Source organism: Roseovarius pelagicus (genome assembly GCF_025639885.1).
Taxonomy (GTDB): Bacteria; Pseudomonadota; Alphaproteobacteria; order Rhodobacterales; family Rhodobacteraceae; genus Roseovarius; species Roseovarius pelagicus.
Map to the genome: position 1 here is coordinate 3,147,464 of NZ_CP106738.1, position 14,893 is coordinate 3,162,356.

Sequence of the window (14,893 nt, forward strand, 5' to 3'; positions counted from 1 at the left end):
TTCATGCTATGGTCCATCATCAAGATCGTTGTTTTCCTCGGACTTGTCGTCGGGGCGACGTTCGGTGCCGCATACCTTCTCGAACTGGATGGCGGTGTTCGCATCGTCATGGCCGGGATCGAGCTGAACCTGACCCCGATGAAAGCAGTCATTGCCTTTATTTTACTGCTTCTGTTGGTTTGGTTGCTGCTCAAACTCGCCTCGCTGACCATCGCGGTGCTGAAGTTCATCAATGGGGACGAGACAGCGATTTCGCGCTATTTTGATCGTAACCGACAGGAAAAGGGGTATCGCGCCCTGACAGAAGGAATGATGGCGCTGGCCTCTGGTGATGGCAACACGGCGATGTCGCGCGCGGGCAAAGCAGAGCGTTATCTGAAAAAGCCGGAACTGACGACGTTGCTGACGGCGCAGGCCGCAGAGTTGTCGGGGAACCGCGCCAAGGCCGAGGAAGCCTATAAGCGTCTTGTGGCACACAAGGACACGCGCTTTGTCGGGGTGCGGGGCATTCTGCGGCAGAAATTGGCGGATGGGGATACTGATACGGCACTGAAACTGGCCGAGACGGCCTTCGGGCTAAAGCCTGCGCATCCCGAAATTCAGGACACGCTGCTGCAATTGCAAACACAAAAAGCAGATTGGGTTGGCGCGCGCGCCACGCTCAATGCCAAGCTTAAACATGGCACATTGCCGCGTGACGTACATAAACGGCGCGATGCGGTTCTAGCACTGTCAGAGGCCCGCGAAGTGGCCGAAGAAGGGCGCGACATTGCCGCCCGCGAAACCGCGATCGAGGCAAATCGCCTGTCACCGCATCTGGTACCCGCCGCGGTCATGGCTGCGCGCAGCTATATCGATCAGGCGAACAAGCGGTATGCCACCCGCGTCATTCGCAAAGCATGGGACGCTCAACCGCATCCTGACCTCGCCGCTACATTTGCCGCCATCGAGCCGGATGAGAGCCCTGCTGCGCGGCTCAAGCGATTTGACAAATTGATCAAGGCCAAACCTGACCATCGCGAAGCCAGACTGCTGGAGGCGGAATTGTTCATCGCGAATGAGGATTTCCCGGCGGCGCGCCGTGCGCTTGGGGATCTGGCTGATCGTGACCCGGATGCCCGCGTGCTTACGGTCATGGCCGCAATCGAACGCGGCGAAGGTGCCCCTGATGCAGTCGTCAAAGGCTGGCTTGCGCGGGCGTTGACTGCGCCACGCGGTCCTCAGTGGATCTGTGACAAATGCCAACATATTCATGCTGACTGGGTACCGGCCTGCGAGAACTGCCACGCTTTCGATACACTGGATTGGAAATCGCCACCTGCATCCGCCATCGCGGCACCGACTGGGGTCGAAATGTTGCCGCTGATTGTCGGCCAACTGGACGACCAACGTGCCGAAGCGGAGGATGCGCCCGTTGAAACGACAACAGACGTTGAAGTGATTGACGCGGAAATTGTGGAAGACGCTGAGGGTGACGACACCGTGCGGTCAATGGATAGGTAGCACACCACCCGTTTCTCGTTCCGGGTGCCTGCGAAAAGTTACTACCACATTGGCGGTGGTCCGACGGTCGCGCGCCAACGCAGACTGGTCGGCAGAGCTATGGTTTTGTCGATATCGCCCTCGTCGACCATTTGCAGCAGTGCGGTTGCAGCTGCGCGTCCTATCTCGCGGTGCGGGATATGAACGGTGGTCAAAGCTGGGAATGTCGTTTGTGCTAGGTCGATGTCGCCGAAACCAGTGATCGAGACCCTTCCCGGAACATCGATCCCCATCGCCCGGGCGCAGCCAAGCGCCCCGGCGGCCAGCACGTCATTGCTGCACAGCACTGCGGTGGGTGTAGGCCATTCCTGCATCAGGGCCTCGAACGCTGCGGCGCCGGTTCCTATGCTGTATGGAGTTTCAATAACCCGCAACATTGCCGGGTCCAGCCCGGCAATGAACATGGCGGCATGAATCCCTTCGATGCATTCGCGCGTGTGATCGTTCTGTGCGGGCGGGCCCGAGATCGTAGCGATCTGGCGATGGCCGATTGCGATCACTTCGGTTGCAAGCGCTTGCATAGCGGCGCGATTATCGACACCGACGGACGGGCACGGCAGAGTTGCATCGAGCGACCACGCCGCCAGCACGGGAACGGCCTGTCTGTGCAGGTAGTCATAGAGCGCGGCATCGTGCCTGTGCCCGACGAGCAATATGGCTTCTGCTCCGCGCGCGAGCAATGCGTGCGCCTGTTCCATCTCTGCGCTCGGGTCATACCCGGTGCTGGCAAGCAATAGTGCATAGCCCGCGTTTTGCAGGTCCACCTGAAAGGTGTGCAGGCCGCAAGCATAGGCGGCGTCGTCCATCGTCGGTACGATCGCACCAATAGTTCTGGTTCGCCGAGAGGCCATCATCCGCGCGCCAAAATTGGGCGTATAGTCCAGGTCGTCGACAGCTTGCATCACCCGTGTGCGTGTTGGCCCTGACACGCTGCCGGGACTATTGAGGCACCGAGAAACTGTCGCGGTCGAAACCCCCGCGCGCGCGGCTACGTCACTTAGGGTCGGGGCACCGCGTTTGTTTGTCATAGCAAAATCCTGCGCCAGTCCGGTAAGATTGTAAAGCAGGGCGCAGCGCATGAAAGCGGTTGCACTCCCGGTGGGCGATCCCCCGGTGCAACGTAAAACCCCCCGCAGCGATTAGCTGGCGGGGGGCTCGAGGTCACCGCGCCGGAGGGACAGCCGCGCGGTGGGAGGTAACCTGTAAATCTATCAGTTCAGAACAGCAGGCCAGTTTTCATTTGCCCGCGATATATAGCCCGACGTGTCACGCTCCCAGATACGGCGCACGCTCTTGTCATAGTTAAGGTAGAGCCTGCCGTCGTGGACCGTCCAAGCATCGGGTTCGGTTTTGGCGGTGTACCCCTTGGACACGGCATAGGCACAGTAGCCGCCATATTGAGGGGCGTATTTTTCCGGGTTTTCCTCGAACATCGCCTTGTTCGCGGCACTGGCGAAATGCCATTCTGCGCCGTCCCAGCTCAGTGCATGGGCCGTATCACCCTTTACTGGTTTCATCTGAGTGAAATAGGCAACTGGATCATACCCACCAATAGCGGCACCGTCATGCGTGAAATACCGGTCTTTTCCTGCGAAAGCAGGCAAGAGGGGCAACACGATGCCCAGAGGCAGGCTCGCTGCTGTAGCCAAGAGGAAGCGACGGGTGAGCATGAACGAAATCCTGACATGGGTGACACATCTATGCCACTCAACATGCCACTTTGGCCGCGTTTCCCCAAGTCCCGTCACGCTATCGTGATCCCTGCGCGTTGGCGCGGGTCAGAGCAATCAGGTGGCAAGGGGCGAGATTTTCCAATCCGCGATATCAGTCAACTCATTCGCTGGCCGTGCGAGGAATAGCTGCGCATGGAAATACCCGGTCGTTTCGAAACCCTCTGGATCGTGGCCGCGCGCAGCGGCATTGGCGATCGCGCGGGCCTGTTCGGCATCGTCCGCGAACCGTCGGTGGCGAAAGGGTGGTATTGGCAATGCCTCGACCGTTAGTCCGTGTTGCGCCATTACGTCCATCGCGGCAGCAGTATCATTGCCGCGGATCGGTGCGGTTATGACCCACGGTTTGCGTGCGGCAGCACCTCGCAGCACGCGGTCCAGTGCTTGTGACAGCATATGCGCGACGCTGCCGATTTCGACCACCAAATCGCAGCCCGACAGCCACTCAGTCAGCGCCTCGCTGGGCGCGTCGGCTTGCAGGTCTTCGGCAAAAGCCGCGTCAAAGACGCCGATACGCTGGCCATAGGCCAATGCCTGATCAGCGATATCGAGGCCAGCATAGCTGTCTGCATTATCTTCGTCGCGCAAGGCCCGGAGCCACTCGCGATCATGCGCGGTCATCTCTGGGGTCGTAAGGCCCTCTACCGCAGGATCGCGGTAGTGGTTCAGCACAGCGTCCAACGAAATCTGGTGCCGCATCAGAAGTGCGGCGATGCCATAGCCGCTGGCAAAGTCGAGTACGCCCAGTGACGACAGATTGCGCAACCGCATCAATTCAGCCCGTGCTGCGACAAAGGCGGCCGCGCCGTGGTGAGCGGTGCGAAAGCCGGCATGGTGCATCGCACGGAAGTAGTCGCGCGCATCGGGAAGGTTGTAGATATCGTCGTAAATCGTAACGATCCGCGTTGCGCGGTTACCCTCGGTTTCGATCATCACGCTCATCCTTTCGTACTGTTTCTCTGTCGTGTGCGCCGAGTTGACAGCTATCACAAGGACATTCTGAGCCGCCCACGGGGCACTGGTTGTTTCAGAAATGCGCGCGCGCGTGAACAATATGGGACCGATAGGTCGGGTTTGAAACAATGTTTCGGGTGGGCACCGCAACGTGATAGAGATGTGCGGCATACGGTCTTGTCCGCTGCCATGCGGTCTGCGCCAAATGGGGGCAAGCCAATGCAAAAGGACAATTCGATGAGCCACGCCGAAACCCATGAAGGCCGACAGGTTCCAAAGTTATTGCTTGGGGCGGGCCTCGTCTGGCTTGCTGTTTTTGTCTATGCCTCATCAAACTCTATCGTTGCCCTGCTCACCCAGATCGGACGCGATAATCCCGTGGACGGACGCAACGCAATCACCTTTTGCAATCTGCTTTTCCTCGGGTCGCTTCTGTCGCTCATTCCGATGGTGTTTATGTTCTGGCGCGACTGGACCCGAGAGAACCTGTCGAAACTGAGCCGCAAGGATTGGAGTGTTCTGACCGTCTCAGCGGTATTGTCGTCGGCGCTTACTCCGGCGCTGTTTTTCATCGCGCTTGACTACACCACCGTGACGAATGTCGTCCTGATCGGTCGGATTGAGCCGCCGCTGTTTTTGCTTGCGACGTATTTCATCCTCGGAGAGAAGCTGGATCCGTGGGCCTTTGCCGCGGGGCTGATTGCGCTGGTGGGGGCGGTCATCATTATTTCGCTCAAGGGCGATGGTGCTTCGTTCATGGTCGGCAAGGGTGAGATCGCGACTGTGGCTGCGACCATCAGCTTTATCGCGTCTACCTTGGTCGCTCGGGTTGGATTAAAGGGCGTGCCGCTGGGCATCTTTTCAATTTACCGAACGGTATTGGGCACGGCGATTTATTTCTTCTTCGCCATGTACCTCTATGGTCCGTTGCATTTTCAGGACGTGCTATCGCCAGTTGTATGGAAATGGGTCTGGGTCTATGCGGTGATCGTGATCGTGATTGGTCAGTTCGCGTGGAACATCGGGCTAAAGAATGCCCGTTCCTCTGATGTCTCGCTTGCCACGTCATTTTCGCCACTGGCAGCTTTGCTGATTGCGATGGTGCTGCTGGGTGAGGATCCGGGTCCGGGCCTCATCCCCGGCGGTGCGATCATCCTCTCGGCAATTGCGCTCGGGCAGTTTGGTCGCAAACGCACGATAATGGCCGAGGCCGAAGCCGAGGCGGCGAAAAAAGAGAAAGACGATCACGTTGATGAAGCATTGAAAGCGGAAGGCCGTATCAATTTCAAGGGGGCGTGATATCTGGCGCGCGCGCCGCAGAAACCGAATCCGCCAGCGTGATTAAGTTGAACTGGCTTTCGAGGAAGCGCGGGCGCAATCCAGAAAGAAACCCATGATCTCATGCGCCATGGCGCTATAGTGCGCGGGGCTCCGCCGATCGTTCTCGATCTGCCCGATATCGACCTCTGCCACGCCATGCCCGGCCCACGCCATGCGCAGCATCGCATCCAGATCAACGGCATAATTGCCGCGCAGCTCGGTATGAGCGATGCGGGATCGGTCCATCAGGTAAATTCCCGAATTGGGCGCGGTCAGTTCCGCCAGTGCGGGGCAGAGTGCGGCGACTGCGGGCTGTACCAATAGGCGCGTCATCGGCATGTCGTCTCCGGGGTCCTGCCACGCGCCTTTGACCAGCCCGATACCCGGCGCGCGCGCATTTGCAAGGCATGAGACGAGTCGCGGACCAAACCTCTCTAGGTCTGCGTCGACCTTCATGACCCAATCGTTCTGTGCTGCGGCGACGCCAGCCTTGAACGCGTGGCCCATTCCCTGTCGCGTTTCAGTGACGACACGTGCACCAGCGGTGGAGGCCACGCTAGCGGTGTTGTCGACGGAGTTATTGTCGACCACGATCACCTCGTTCACCTCGGGCGCGCGGATGAGGTAGGCAACGACGGATGCGATCGTCTCGCTCTCGTTAAAGGCGGGTACGACAGCGGTGATGGGATCGTGTGCCATGGTGTTCTCCGGGATTTTCAGACGGCCATCGTTGCCTGCACAGCACGTTTCCAGCGCGCGTATTTGGCATCACGTGTGGGGCGGTTCATTGCCGGGCTAAATGTGCGGTCCAACGCCCAACCGTTCGCAAACCCGTCCTGATCGGGATAAAGGCCGACATGCATCCCCGCCAGCCACGCCGCACCCAAGGCCGTGGTTTCCAGAACCTTGGGGCGGTCCACAGGTGCGTCCAGAATGTCAGCAAGGAATTGCATGGTCCAATCTGACGCGCTCATTCCTCCGTCGACACGCAGGGTCGGCGCGCCTGTGCTGGCCTGCCCGGCCCAGTCGGCGCGCATTGCCTCCAGTAAATCCCGAGTCTGATAACCGACGCTTTCCAGTGCTGCACGGCTCAATTCAGCCGGTCCGGAATTGCGGGTCAAACCATAGATCGCGCCCCGGCATTCTGCATCCCAATAGGGCGCCCCGAGGCCGGTAAAGGCAGGAACCAGCACCACGTCCTGACCCGGATCGGCGTCGTCGGCCAGTGCGTGTGTTTCGCCAGCCTCTTCAATGACACCCAATCCGTCGCGCAGCCATTGCACGACAGCACCGGCGACAAAGATTGACCCTTCGAGCGCATAGGTGGGTTTGCCGTTCAACTGATAGGCGATGGTCGTCAGCAATCGGTTCTGCGAGGTCACGGGCGCATCACCGGTATTCAGCAGCGCAAAGCAGCCGGTGCCGTAGGTTGATTTCATCATACCGGGTCGGAAACAGGCCTGCCCTACAGTCGCAGCCTGTTGATCCCCGGCAACGCCGCGTATCTTGATCGGTGCGCCAAAGTGATCGGCGTTGGTTTCGCCAAAGTCGTCAGCACTGTCGCGCACGTCTGGCAGCATCTGCATCGGAATATCGAGAAGTGCGCAAATTTCTTTGCTCCACTCACCTTCATGGATGTCATAGAGCAGCGTTCGCGCGGCATTGGTCGCGTCGGTGGCATGTACTACCCCTCCGGTGAGATGCCAGATCAAAAAGCAATCGACAGTTCCGAAGAGCAAGTTGCCCTGTGCGGCGCGGTCGCGTGCGCCGTCATGCTGATCGAGGATCCACTTCAGTTTTGTTCCTGAAAAATAGGGATCGAGCAACAGCCCGGTGCGCCGACTGACCATGGGGCCGTGCCCCGCTGCGCGCAACGCGCGGCAGGTTTCGGAGGTGCGGCGGTCCTGCCAGACGATGGCGTTGTGTAATGGCTCACCAGTGGTGGCGTCCCAGACAACAGTCGTTTCGCGCTGGTTCGTGATGCCGATGGCGGCAATATCTGCGGCGGATAGTTCGGCGTCTTTCAGGGCGGCGCGACACGTGGCAAGGGTGGTCGACCACAGATCGCCCGGATCATGCTCTACCCAGCCGGAGGCTGGAAAGTGCTGGGCGAATTCCTCTTGCGCCGTGGCGATCGGCTGCATCTGCGCATCAAAGACGATCGCCCGGCTGGAGGTGGTTCCCTGATCAATGGCGAGGATGTGGGTCATGGGAGTCCTCCGGACAAAAGTGCGCGAACCAAGTTTACTGTGATGGGGTGGAATTCCGCAATGCTTGGCTTAGTGGTGCAAGGGGTCAAGCGCGCTGCGCACCAATCCAGTCATCTATCTCCGCGATCTGATCCGGCGTCAATTTTAACCCCAGACGGGTGCGCCGCCAGACCATATCCGCGGCAGTGCGGGCGTATTCGTGGCGCATCATCCAGCCCAATTCTCGCTCTGTCAGCGTTGCGCCGAAATTGCGCCCGAGGTCGGCGGCGGTTTTTGCTTCGCCCAGCATTTTGCGCGCTTCGGTGCCGTAGGCGCGAACAAGGCGCATGGCCCATTCAGCGGTGAGGAACGGATAATCCGTGGCCAATCCGGCGACCAGCACCGGCACGCCGTCGACCGCAAAATCGCCCCCGGGCAGTGCGACACCTGCGGTCCACTTGCCAGTTGCATCGGGAAAGAACGGGGCGAGTTTGGCGAGTGCGCTTTCAGCCAAGCGCCGGTAGGTGGTGATCTTGCCGCCAAATACATTGAGCAGGGGGGCAGGGCCAGACTGGTCCAGTTTCAACACGTAGTCGCGCGTCGCGGCTGTGGCAGACGTCGCCCCATCATCATATAGCGGTCGAACGCCAGAATAGGTCCAGACGATATCCGCCTCTTTTACAGGACGTTTGAAATATTCAGAGGCAAAGCGGCACAGATACGCGACCTCTTCAGCCGAGCATTTTGCCGGCGTCGACGGATCAGGGTGATCGGCGTCCGTTGTGCCGATCAGGGTAAATTCGCCCTCATAGGGAATCGCAAAGATAATTCGTCCGTCGGTGCCCTGAAAGAAGTAGCATCGATCATGGTCAAACAGACGCTTTGTTACGATGTGGCTGCCGCGCACCAGCCGCACGCCCTCTTGTGGTGACAGACCCAGATCGGTGCGGATGACATGCTCGACCCACGGACCTGCGGCGTTGACGAGCGCGCGCGTCAGGATGCTGCGGGTCGCACCAGTTTCGGTGTCTTGTATCCCGACCCTCCACAGATCGCCCTCGCGTTTGGCATGGATCACCTTGGTGCGCGTAAGGATCGTGGTGCCTCGGGCTTCGGCGTCGCGGGCATTCAGTACGACAAGCCGCGAATCTTCGACCCAGCAATCGGAGTACTCGAAGGCGCGGGCATATTTATCCTTGAGCGGGATGCCCGCCGGGTCGTGCGCCAGGTTGAGAGAGCGTGTTCCGGGCAGGATTTTCCGCCCACCGAGCGTATCATATAAAAAGAGGCCGAACCGGATGAGCCATGCGGGCCTGCGCCCGCGCATCCATGGCATGAACAACCCGAGAAGCCTTGACGTGGGCGTTCCTTTCTCGAACCGCATGTCACGGTGATAGGGCAGCACAAATCGCATCGGCCAGCTGATGTGCGGCATAGCGCGCAGCAGTGTTTCGCGCTCCTGCAACGCCTCACGTACCAAACGGAACTCAAAGAACTCCAGATATCGCAACCCACCATGAAACAGCTTGGTCGATGACGACGAGGTGGCAGAGGCCAGATCATTCATCTCTGCCAGTGTCACGCTCAGGCCGCGCCCGGCAGCATCCCGTGCGATGCCACAGCCGTTGATACCTCCGCCAATCACGAAAAGATCAACAGGCTGAGAAAGGTCAGGGCCGGGCATGACGAGTCCTTGGTTGCACTTGGCGTGCAAAACACGCGTAACGGGTGCGAGTCAATGCGGTAATGTTCGACTGTTTTCGGTTTTTGTTGTCCGCCGCGCCCAAGCCGCCAGACCTAGCTGGAAATTTCCACTGCAATAGGGTAACAATGATATTTTGATCACAAACGAAAACGCGCGCCAGATATGTCTACGACCTTTCGCCATCCCGATATCCTGGAGATTGCCCGCCGCGACGGTCGTGTGACTGTGGACGGGTTGGCCGAAAGGTTCGGGGTTACATCACAGACCATCCGGCGCGACCTGACCAACCTTACTCGCTCTGGGGTACTGGAGCGGGTTCACGGTGGGGCTGTTCTGGCCTCGGGTCTCACGAATATGGAGTACGAGGCGCGCAGACGGCTGAACGCGGCTGGAAAACAGGCGATCGGGCAGGCGGCAGCGGCGCACATTCCAGACGGTGCATCTGTGTTTCTGGATATTGGAACGACATCCGAGGCGGTGGCGCGGGCGCTCAGTGCGCATCGTGGCCTCTTGGTAGTGACCAACAATCTGCATGTGGCCGAGATTTTACGCGCCAGTGATTGTGGAAGTGTGATTGTTACCGGCGGCGCGTTACGTGCCGCGGACAATGGGCTGGTCGGTCCGTTGACAGTACAGAGCATCGACAATTTCCGTTTCGATTGCGCGGTACTTGCGTGCTCGGCAGTGGACGAGATGGGCGATCTCTTGGATTTTGATTTGCAAGAAGTGCAGGTAGGGCAGGCGTTGTTGCGTCGCGCGCACGAGGTCATTTTGGTGGCCGATCAGTCAAAATTCTGTCGCAGCGCACCGGTGCGCATTGCAGGATTGGCGGATGTCGGGCGCGTCATCAGCGATTCGCCGTTACCGGCGGCGTTGGCTTCTCTGTGCGCGCGCAGCGGGGCCATCATTGAGATTGTGGTGCCGAAATGACTGGGCTAGCAATCTTTCCCTTACGTCACCATAAGGGCGCAGGAATGCTGCGCTTGCAGTGTCCCGGGTTGATTGGGGGCTGGAAAACGCGCGATACTAATGAATTAGGTGAACCCGTTGTTTTTATGGGAAAAGGTGATTTTACCCTGACTCTTTTTTATGATCGGACCCAAAATTCTGGGTTGGTGGGAATTTGATATTGATAGATTTTTTTATGGATTATCCGCGTATTCTGCGTATTGGGCTGGCGAAGTTTCGAAAGATTGAGCAATGCTAGACATGAATCTGAACCGGTTGTTGCAACTGAATCGTACGCAAAAACGTGCCGTACAGCTCGGTGCTGATCTTGTCATAATTCTGGTCAGTTTTGTTTTGGCGATGATCCTGCGGTTGGAAGGCGTGGCCTTTCTGGCGGACGCCGGTGTGTGGCTCGCCATCTTGGCCACAATGCCAATTTCATTGCTGGCCTTCACATGGCTCGGCTTCTACCGCGCCGTTATCCGTTACATCTATATGTCGGAAAATGCGGCGGGTACGATCCTTGCCGGGGCCGCGATCTCGGCGCTGTCGCTGCTGGTCATATCTCAGATACTGGGCCTGCCCATTCCGCGCTCCGTTCCCGTGATATATGGCATACTGCTGTTCTTTTTGCTGGGGGCCATGCGCATGATCATGCGCGGCCTGTTTCTGCGACCGGTCGTGCGCCGGCGGGCGCCCGTGCTGATCTACGGTGCCGGGAGTGCCGGAAGGCAACTGTTGCGATCCCTTGAGCAAGGGCGGGAGTATCGGGTGGCCGCCTTCATCGACGATGCCTCGGAATTACAAGGTACGGATATTTGCGGCGTACGAGTATACCACCCGGATGATGTCGCCGGGCTGGTCGAGCGCAAGCAGCCCGAGATTATCCTGCTGGCCGTGCCCAGTGCGTCGCGAACACAACGCAAGGGGATTGTTGAGCGGCTCGAACGGCTGGCCGTACGGGTACAGACAATCCCGGGTATGGCCGATATTGTCACTGGCCGGGCAAAAGTGAACGAACTGCGCGAAGTCGCAATCGAAGAGTTGCTGGGGCGGGATCCCGTCCCCGCCATGCCTGCGCTGATGGCAGGCAACATTCGCGGCAAGGTCGTGATGGTGACCGGCGCGGGCGGATCTATCGGTAGCGAGCTTTGCCGCCAGGTCATCCGCCAGACCCCTAGCATGCTGCTTTTGTGGGAACTTTCAGAGCTTGCGCTCTATACACTTGACCTGGAGTTGCGGGACATTGTGAAGAATGAAGGACTGGACGTGCCGATCATCCCGCTGATCGGGTCGGTCCAGAACCCGCGTCGAGTGTCTGCGGCGTTGAAACGCTATGGTGTCCAGACAATCTATCATGCCGCAGCTTACAAACACGTTCCTCTGGTCGAGCACAACGTTGTTGAGGGGCTGCGCAATAATGTATTTGGTACCAAGACCGTGGCAGATGCCGCTATCGATGCTGGTGTCGAGGCGTTTATCCTTGTTTCTACCGACAAGGCTGTTCGCCCGACCAACATAATGGGAGCATCCAAACGGTTGGCCGAATTGGTGTGTCAGGCGGCTGCAGAGCGCCAGAGCGACACGATTTTTACAATGGTACGGTTCGGCAATGTCCTTGGTTCTTCGGGTTCTGTCATCCCACGCTTTCGCAAACAGATTGCCGAAGGAGGACCGGTTACCGTTACCCACCCCGAAATTACCCGGTATTTTATGACAATTCCCGAGGCGGCTCAGCTCGTCATTCAAGCGGGCGCCATGGGCGAAGGCGGGGACGTCTTCGTGCTCGATATGGGGTGTCCGATCAGGATCGTCGATCTGGCTGAGCGCATTGTACGGCTCAGCGGGCTCACTTCGTATCGTTTGCCAGAGGGGCAAATGTGTGGGGGGGATGCCTCGGGCGACATTGCGATCGCCTTTAGCGGACTGCGTCCGGGCGAAAAGCTGTACGAGGAACTGCTGATCGGAGAACAGGCGGGCGAAACGCGGCATTCACGCATAATGACCGCAAAAGAAGCAAAACTTGCCCCTGAGGCGCTGGATACTTTGCTGGACCAGTTGCTCGTTGCCTGCCAGAAACAGGATGTCGTGACTCTGCGCAAATTGATCACAGAGGCCCCGACTGGCTACAAACCGGATGCGCAAATCGTCGATCTTCTGTGGAGCGAGGTGCTAGAGGCGGGTACGCCGGTGCTGCGTGCGGGCGAATAACCATCAGACCCACGTCTTTTCGACTGCCGTGTGATTCTGCGACCTCCTTTACTGTTTATGTGTTGTGCGCCGTTGCTGTGGTCGGTCATCTGTGGCAAAACATTTGTGAAAGTGCATCGCCCGAACCGAAGAGTTTAGCCAATGACCGATTTTGCCGCCCGGCGCACCATGATGGTGGATACGCAGATCCGCCCATCCGATGTGACAAAGTTCCCGATTATAGATGCGATGCTCAGTGTGCCGCGCGAGGCCTTTGTGCCGCGCCGTCTGCGCGAGGCGGCCTATATGGGTGAAAATGTTGATCTGGGCGGCGGGCGCGTGATCCTTGAACCGCGCACCTTGGCCAAGATGTTGGACGCGCTCGAAATTCAGGGCGATGAGTTGGTGCTCGATGTGGGCAGTGCGATGGGCTATTCCGCTGCCGTCATGGCGCGGATGGCGCAGGTGGTCATCGCAGTCGAAGAGAATGCCGAACTTGCGTCAGAAGCACCGGCAGCCCTGATGGAGCATGCTGCCGACAACGTGGTGGTACACGAAGGCCCGTTGCGCGATGGCGCAGCAGAGCACGGCCCATACGATGTCATCGCGGTGCAGGGGGCGGTGGAACACCTGCCTGAATCGCTGATCGCTCAACTGAAGGATGGCGGGCGTATCGCCTGCCTCTTTATGGAAGGCGCGCTCGGTGTGGTGCGTATCGGTTACAAAATTGACGGACATATGACGTGGCGGTTCTCTTTTAACGCGGGTGCGCCTGTTCTCCCAGGTTTTGAGAAGCACGCAGCTTTTACGCTCTGACGGCAACGGTCGGAAACAGGGGCAGAGGATGACAGGTATGACACTTCGCATTTCTTCACCGGGCCGGTCAGGGGCATGGCTGCGTTTGCCTATGAAACGACTGCGCCCCATGATTTACACGGCTATTCTGGCTATCGCGTTCGCCCCGCAACAGGCGGCACAGGCTGACACGTTGGCGGATGCGCTGGTCGGGGCCTACAATCACAGCGGGTTGCTGGATCAGAACCGCGCGTTGTTGCGCGCTGCGGACGAAGACGTGGCTGCAACCGTGGCGGGGCTGCGTCCGATCATCAATTGGTCCACTGATATCACGCGCAGCTTTTCCCGTACCCCTACGGTGCCGGGGCCGGGCAACACCAATTCCGCCGCGACCAACGCCAATGCGGGCATCACGGCCGAACTGTTGCTCTATGATTTCGGCCGGACCCCCTTGCAGATCAGCGTTGCAAAGGAAACCGTGCTGGCCACCCGTCAGACGCTGATCGGGATCGAACAGCAGGTGCTGCTACGTGCCGTACGCGCCTATATGAACGTCCAGCGCAATACGCGTTTCGTCGCGTTGCGCCAGAGCAACGTACGTGTGATCAGCCAGTCGTTACGTGCCGCGCGTGATCGGTTCGAAGTAGGTGAAGTGACTCGCACCGACGTTGCGCAGGCCGAGGCTCGCCTTTCATCCGCAGAAAGTGGATTGGCGGCCGCGCAAGGCGATCTGTTGCAGGCAATCGAGGAATACATCGCCGCTGTGGGTCACAAGCCCGGGCGTCTGACGCAACCGCCGAGCCTGCCAAAGATTACCCGCTCCGTCGATTCGGCCAAGACAGTGGCTGTGCGCTATCATCCTGATGTTCTGAAGGTGCAGCATGATGTTGCTGCTGCCGAGTTAAGCATCCTCGTGGCCGATGCAGCGATGAAGCCGCGCGTCACGTTGAACGGAAGCCTTGGCGTGCGCGAAGAGCTTGGCGGCAGCAGTTTTTCTCGTCAGGGCAGCTTTGGCATTCAGGCAGCAGGACCAATCTATCAAGGCGGCGGGTTGAGCGCGGCAAGGCGACGCGCCATGGCAATTCGTGATGCTCAACGTGGTCTGTTGCACATCACGTCGCATGCCGTGCGGCAGAATGTCGGTAACGCTTATGCGATTCTGCGCGCGGCTCAGGCTGTCGCGACATCCAGCAACGATGAGGTCCGCGCAGCGCAGGTAGCGTTTAACGGTGTTCGTGAAGAGGCCAAGCTAGGCGCGCGCACGACACTGGATGTTTTGAACGCCGAGCAGGAGCTGCTGAATGCCAAGGCCAATCAGATTTCGGCGCAGGCAGATGTCTATATTGCCGCTTATTCGGTGCTTTCCTCGATGGGTCAGCTGACAGCCAAAGATCTGAATCTGGCGGTTCAGACCTATGACCCGAGTGCCTATTACAACCTTGTAAAAACGGCACCGGTCCCCAGCAGTAAGCAGGGTAAACAATTGGATCGTGTACTGCGCTCGCTCGGAAAACAGTAAA

The 14,893-nt window shown here is 58.8% G+C and carries 12 protein-coding genes; 6 read left to right on the forward strand and 6 right to left on the reverse strand.

Features of this window, described 5'->3' with window-relative positions; translation table 11 throughout:
• Positions 1 to 3 precede the first annotated feature (3 nt).
• A complete protein-coding gene (locus N7U68_RS16620; protein WP_165193754.1) occupies positions 4 to 1,503 on the forward strand; it encodes a heme biosynthesis protein HemY in 1,500 nt (499 codons plus the stop codon).
• 41 nt (positions 1,504 to 1,544) lie between these two features.
• Here N7U68_RS16620 and N7U68_RS16625 read toward each other — a convergent pair whose 3' ends face one another.
• The 3 genes from N7U68_RS16625 to N7U68_RS16635 all read right to left on the reverse strand — a co-directional run bounded on the left by N7U68_RS16625 (position 1,545) and on the right by N7U68_RS16635 (position 4,205).
• Entirely contained in the window at positions 1,545 to 2,570 is a 1,026-nt protein-coding gene (locus tag N7U68_RS16625; RefSeq protein WP_263047525.1) for a LacI family DNA-binding transcriptional regulator, read from the reverse strand.
• Positions 2,571 to 2,753: 183 nt separating this feature from the next.
• Complete coding sequence (locus N7U68_RS16630) at positions 2,754 to 3,212, reverse strand: YHS domain-containing (seleno)protein (protein ID WP_263047526.1); 459 nt, start codon at positions 3,210 to 3,212, stop codon at positions 2,754 to 2,756.
• 117 nt (positions 3,213 to 3,329) lie between these two features.
• On the reverse strand, positions 3,330 to 4,205 hold the full coding sequence (locus tag N7U68_RS16635; protein WP_263047527.1) for a hypothetical protein: 876 nt from the start codon (positions 4,203 to 4,205) through the stop codon (positions 3,330 to 3,332).
• Positions 4,206 to 4,445: 240 nt separating this feature from the next.
• On the opposite strand from N7U68_RS16635, the gene N7U68_RS16640 reads away from it, so the two are divergent.
• Positions 4,446 to 5,525 carry a DMT family transporter gene (locus N7U68_RS16640; protein ID WP_263047528.1) on the forward strand — a complete coding sequence of 360 codons (1,080 nt, stop codon included), beginning with the start codon at positions 4,446 to 4,448 and terminating at the stop codon, positions 5,523 to 5,525.
• Positions 5,526 to 5,567: 42 nt separating this feature from the next.
• Here the strand turns inward: N7U68_RS16640 and N7U68_RS16645 are convergent, their stop codons facing one another.
• From N7U68_RS16645 to glpD, 3 genes are all read right to left on the reverse strand, one after another.
• Entirely contained in the window at positions 5,568 to 6,245 is a 678-nt protein-coding gene (locus tag N7U68_RS16645) for a glycosyltransferase (RefSeq protein WP_165193748.1), read from the reverse strand.
• A 17-nt stretch (positions 6,246 to 6,262) separates the two neighbouring features.
• Positions 6,263 to 7,756, reverse strand: a complete 1,494-nt coding sequence (glpK, locus tag N7U68_RS16650; protein ID WP_263047529.1) for a glycerol kinase GlpK — start codon at positions 7,754 to 7,756, stop codon at positions 6,263 to 6,265.
• An 85-nt stretch (positions 7,757 to 7,841) separates the two neighbouring features.
• Positions 7,842 to 9,419, reverse strand: coding sequence for a glycerol-3-phosphate dehydrogenase (gene glpD, locus N7U68_RS16655; protein ID WP_263047530.1), 1,578 nt, complete (start codon positions 9,417 to 9,419; stop codon positions 7,842 to 7,844).
• 183 nt (positions 9,420 to 9,602) lie between these two features.
• Here glpD and N7U68_RS16660 point away from each other — a divergent pair, with 183 nt between their 5' ends.
• The 4 genes from N7U68_RS16660 to N7U68_RS16675 all read left to right on the forward strand — a co-directional run bounded on the left by N7U68_RS16660 (position 9,603) and on the right by N7U68_RS16675 (position 14,892).
• Complete coding sequence (locus N7U68_RS16660) at positions 9,603 to 10,370, forward strand: DeoR/GlpR family DNA-binding transcription regulator (RefSeq protein WP_165193742.1); 768 nt, start codon at positions 9,603 to 9,605, stop codon at positions 10,368 to 10,370.
• Between the two features lie 270 nt (positions 10,371 to 10,640).
• Positions 10,641 to 12,599: a polysaccharide biosynthesis protein gene (locus tag N7U68_RS16665; RefSeq protein WP_263047531.1), complete on the forward strand. Its 1,959-nt coding sequence runs from the start codon at positions 10,641 to 10,643 to the stop codon at positions 12,597 to 12,599.
• Between the two features lie 141 nt (positions 12,600 to 12,740).
• The gene (locus N7U68_RS16670; RefSeq protein WP_165193740.1) at positions 12,741 to 13,394 is read left to right on the forward strand and encodes a protein-L-isoaspartate O-methyltransferase family protein; all 654 of its coding nucleotides are present in this window, start codon (positions 12,741 to 12,743) and stop codon (positions 13,392 to 13,394) included.
• Positions 13,395 to 13,431: 37 nt separating this feature from the next.
• The gene (locus N7U68_RS16675; RefSeq protein WP_263047532.1) at positions 13,432 to 14,892 is read left to right on the forward strand and encodes a TolC family outer membrane protein; all 1,461 of its coding nucleotides are present in this window, start codon (positions 13,432 to 13,434) and stop codon (positions 14,890 to 14,892) included.
• Position 14,893: the final 1 nt, after the last annotated feature.

Excerpts from the sequence above, each read along its gene's own strand:
- N7U68_RS16620 (WP_165193754.1), top strand. The coding sequence starts at position 4 with ATGCTATGGTCCATCATCAAGATCGTTGTTTTCCTCGGACTTGTCGTC.
- N7U68_RS16625 (WP_263047525.1), bottom strand. The coding sequence starts at position 2,570 with ATGACAAACAAACGCGGTGCCCCGACCCTAAGTGACGTAGCCGCGCGC.
- N7U68_RS16630 (WP_263047526.1), bottom strand. The coding sequence starts at position 3,212 with ATGCTCACCCGTCGCTTCCTCTTGGCTACAGCAGCGAGCCTGCCTCTG.
- N7U68_RS16635 (WP_263047527.1), bottom strand. The coding sequence starts at position 4,205 with ATGATCGAAACCGAGGGTAACCGCGCAACGCGGATCGTTACGATTTAC.
- N7U68_RS16640 (WP_263047528.1), top strand. The coding sequence starts at position 4,446 with ATGCAAAAGGACAATTCGATGAGCCACGCCGAAACCCATGAAGGCCGA.
- N7U68_RS16645 (WP_165193748.1), bottom strand. The coding sequence starts at position 6,245 with ATGGCACACGATCCCATCACCGCTGTCGTACCCGCCTTTAACGAGAGC.
- glpK (WP_263047529.1), bottom strand. The coding sequence starts at position 7,756 with ATGACCCACATCCTCGCCATTGATCAGGGAACCACCTCCAGCCGGGCG.
- glpD (WP_263047530.1), bottom strand. The coding sequence starts at position 9,419 with ATGCCCGGCCCTGACCTTTCTCAGCCTGTTGATCTTTTCGTGATTGGC.
- N7U68_RS16660 (WP_165193742.1), top strand. The coding sequence starts at position 9,603 with ATGTCTACGACCTTTCGCCATCCCGATATCCTGGAGATTGCCCGCCGC.
- N7U68_RS16665 (WP_263047531.1), top strand. The coding sequence starts at position 10,641 with ATGCTAGACATGAATCTGAACCGGTTGTTGCAACTGAATCGTACGCAA.
- N7U68_RS16670 (WP_165193740.1), top strand. The coding sequence starts at position 12,741 with ATGACCGATTTTGCCGCCCGGCGCACCATGATGGTGGATACGCAGATC.
- N7U68_RS16675 (WP_263047532.1), top strand. The coding sequence starts at position 13,432 with ATGACACTTCGCATTTCTTCACCGGGCCGGTCAGGGGCATGGCTGCGT.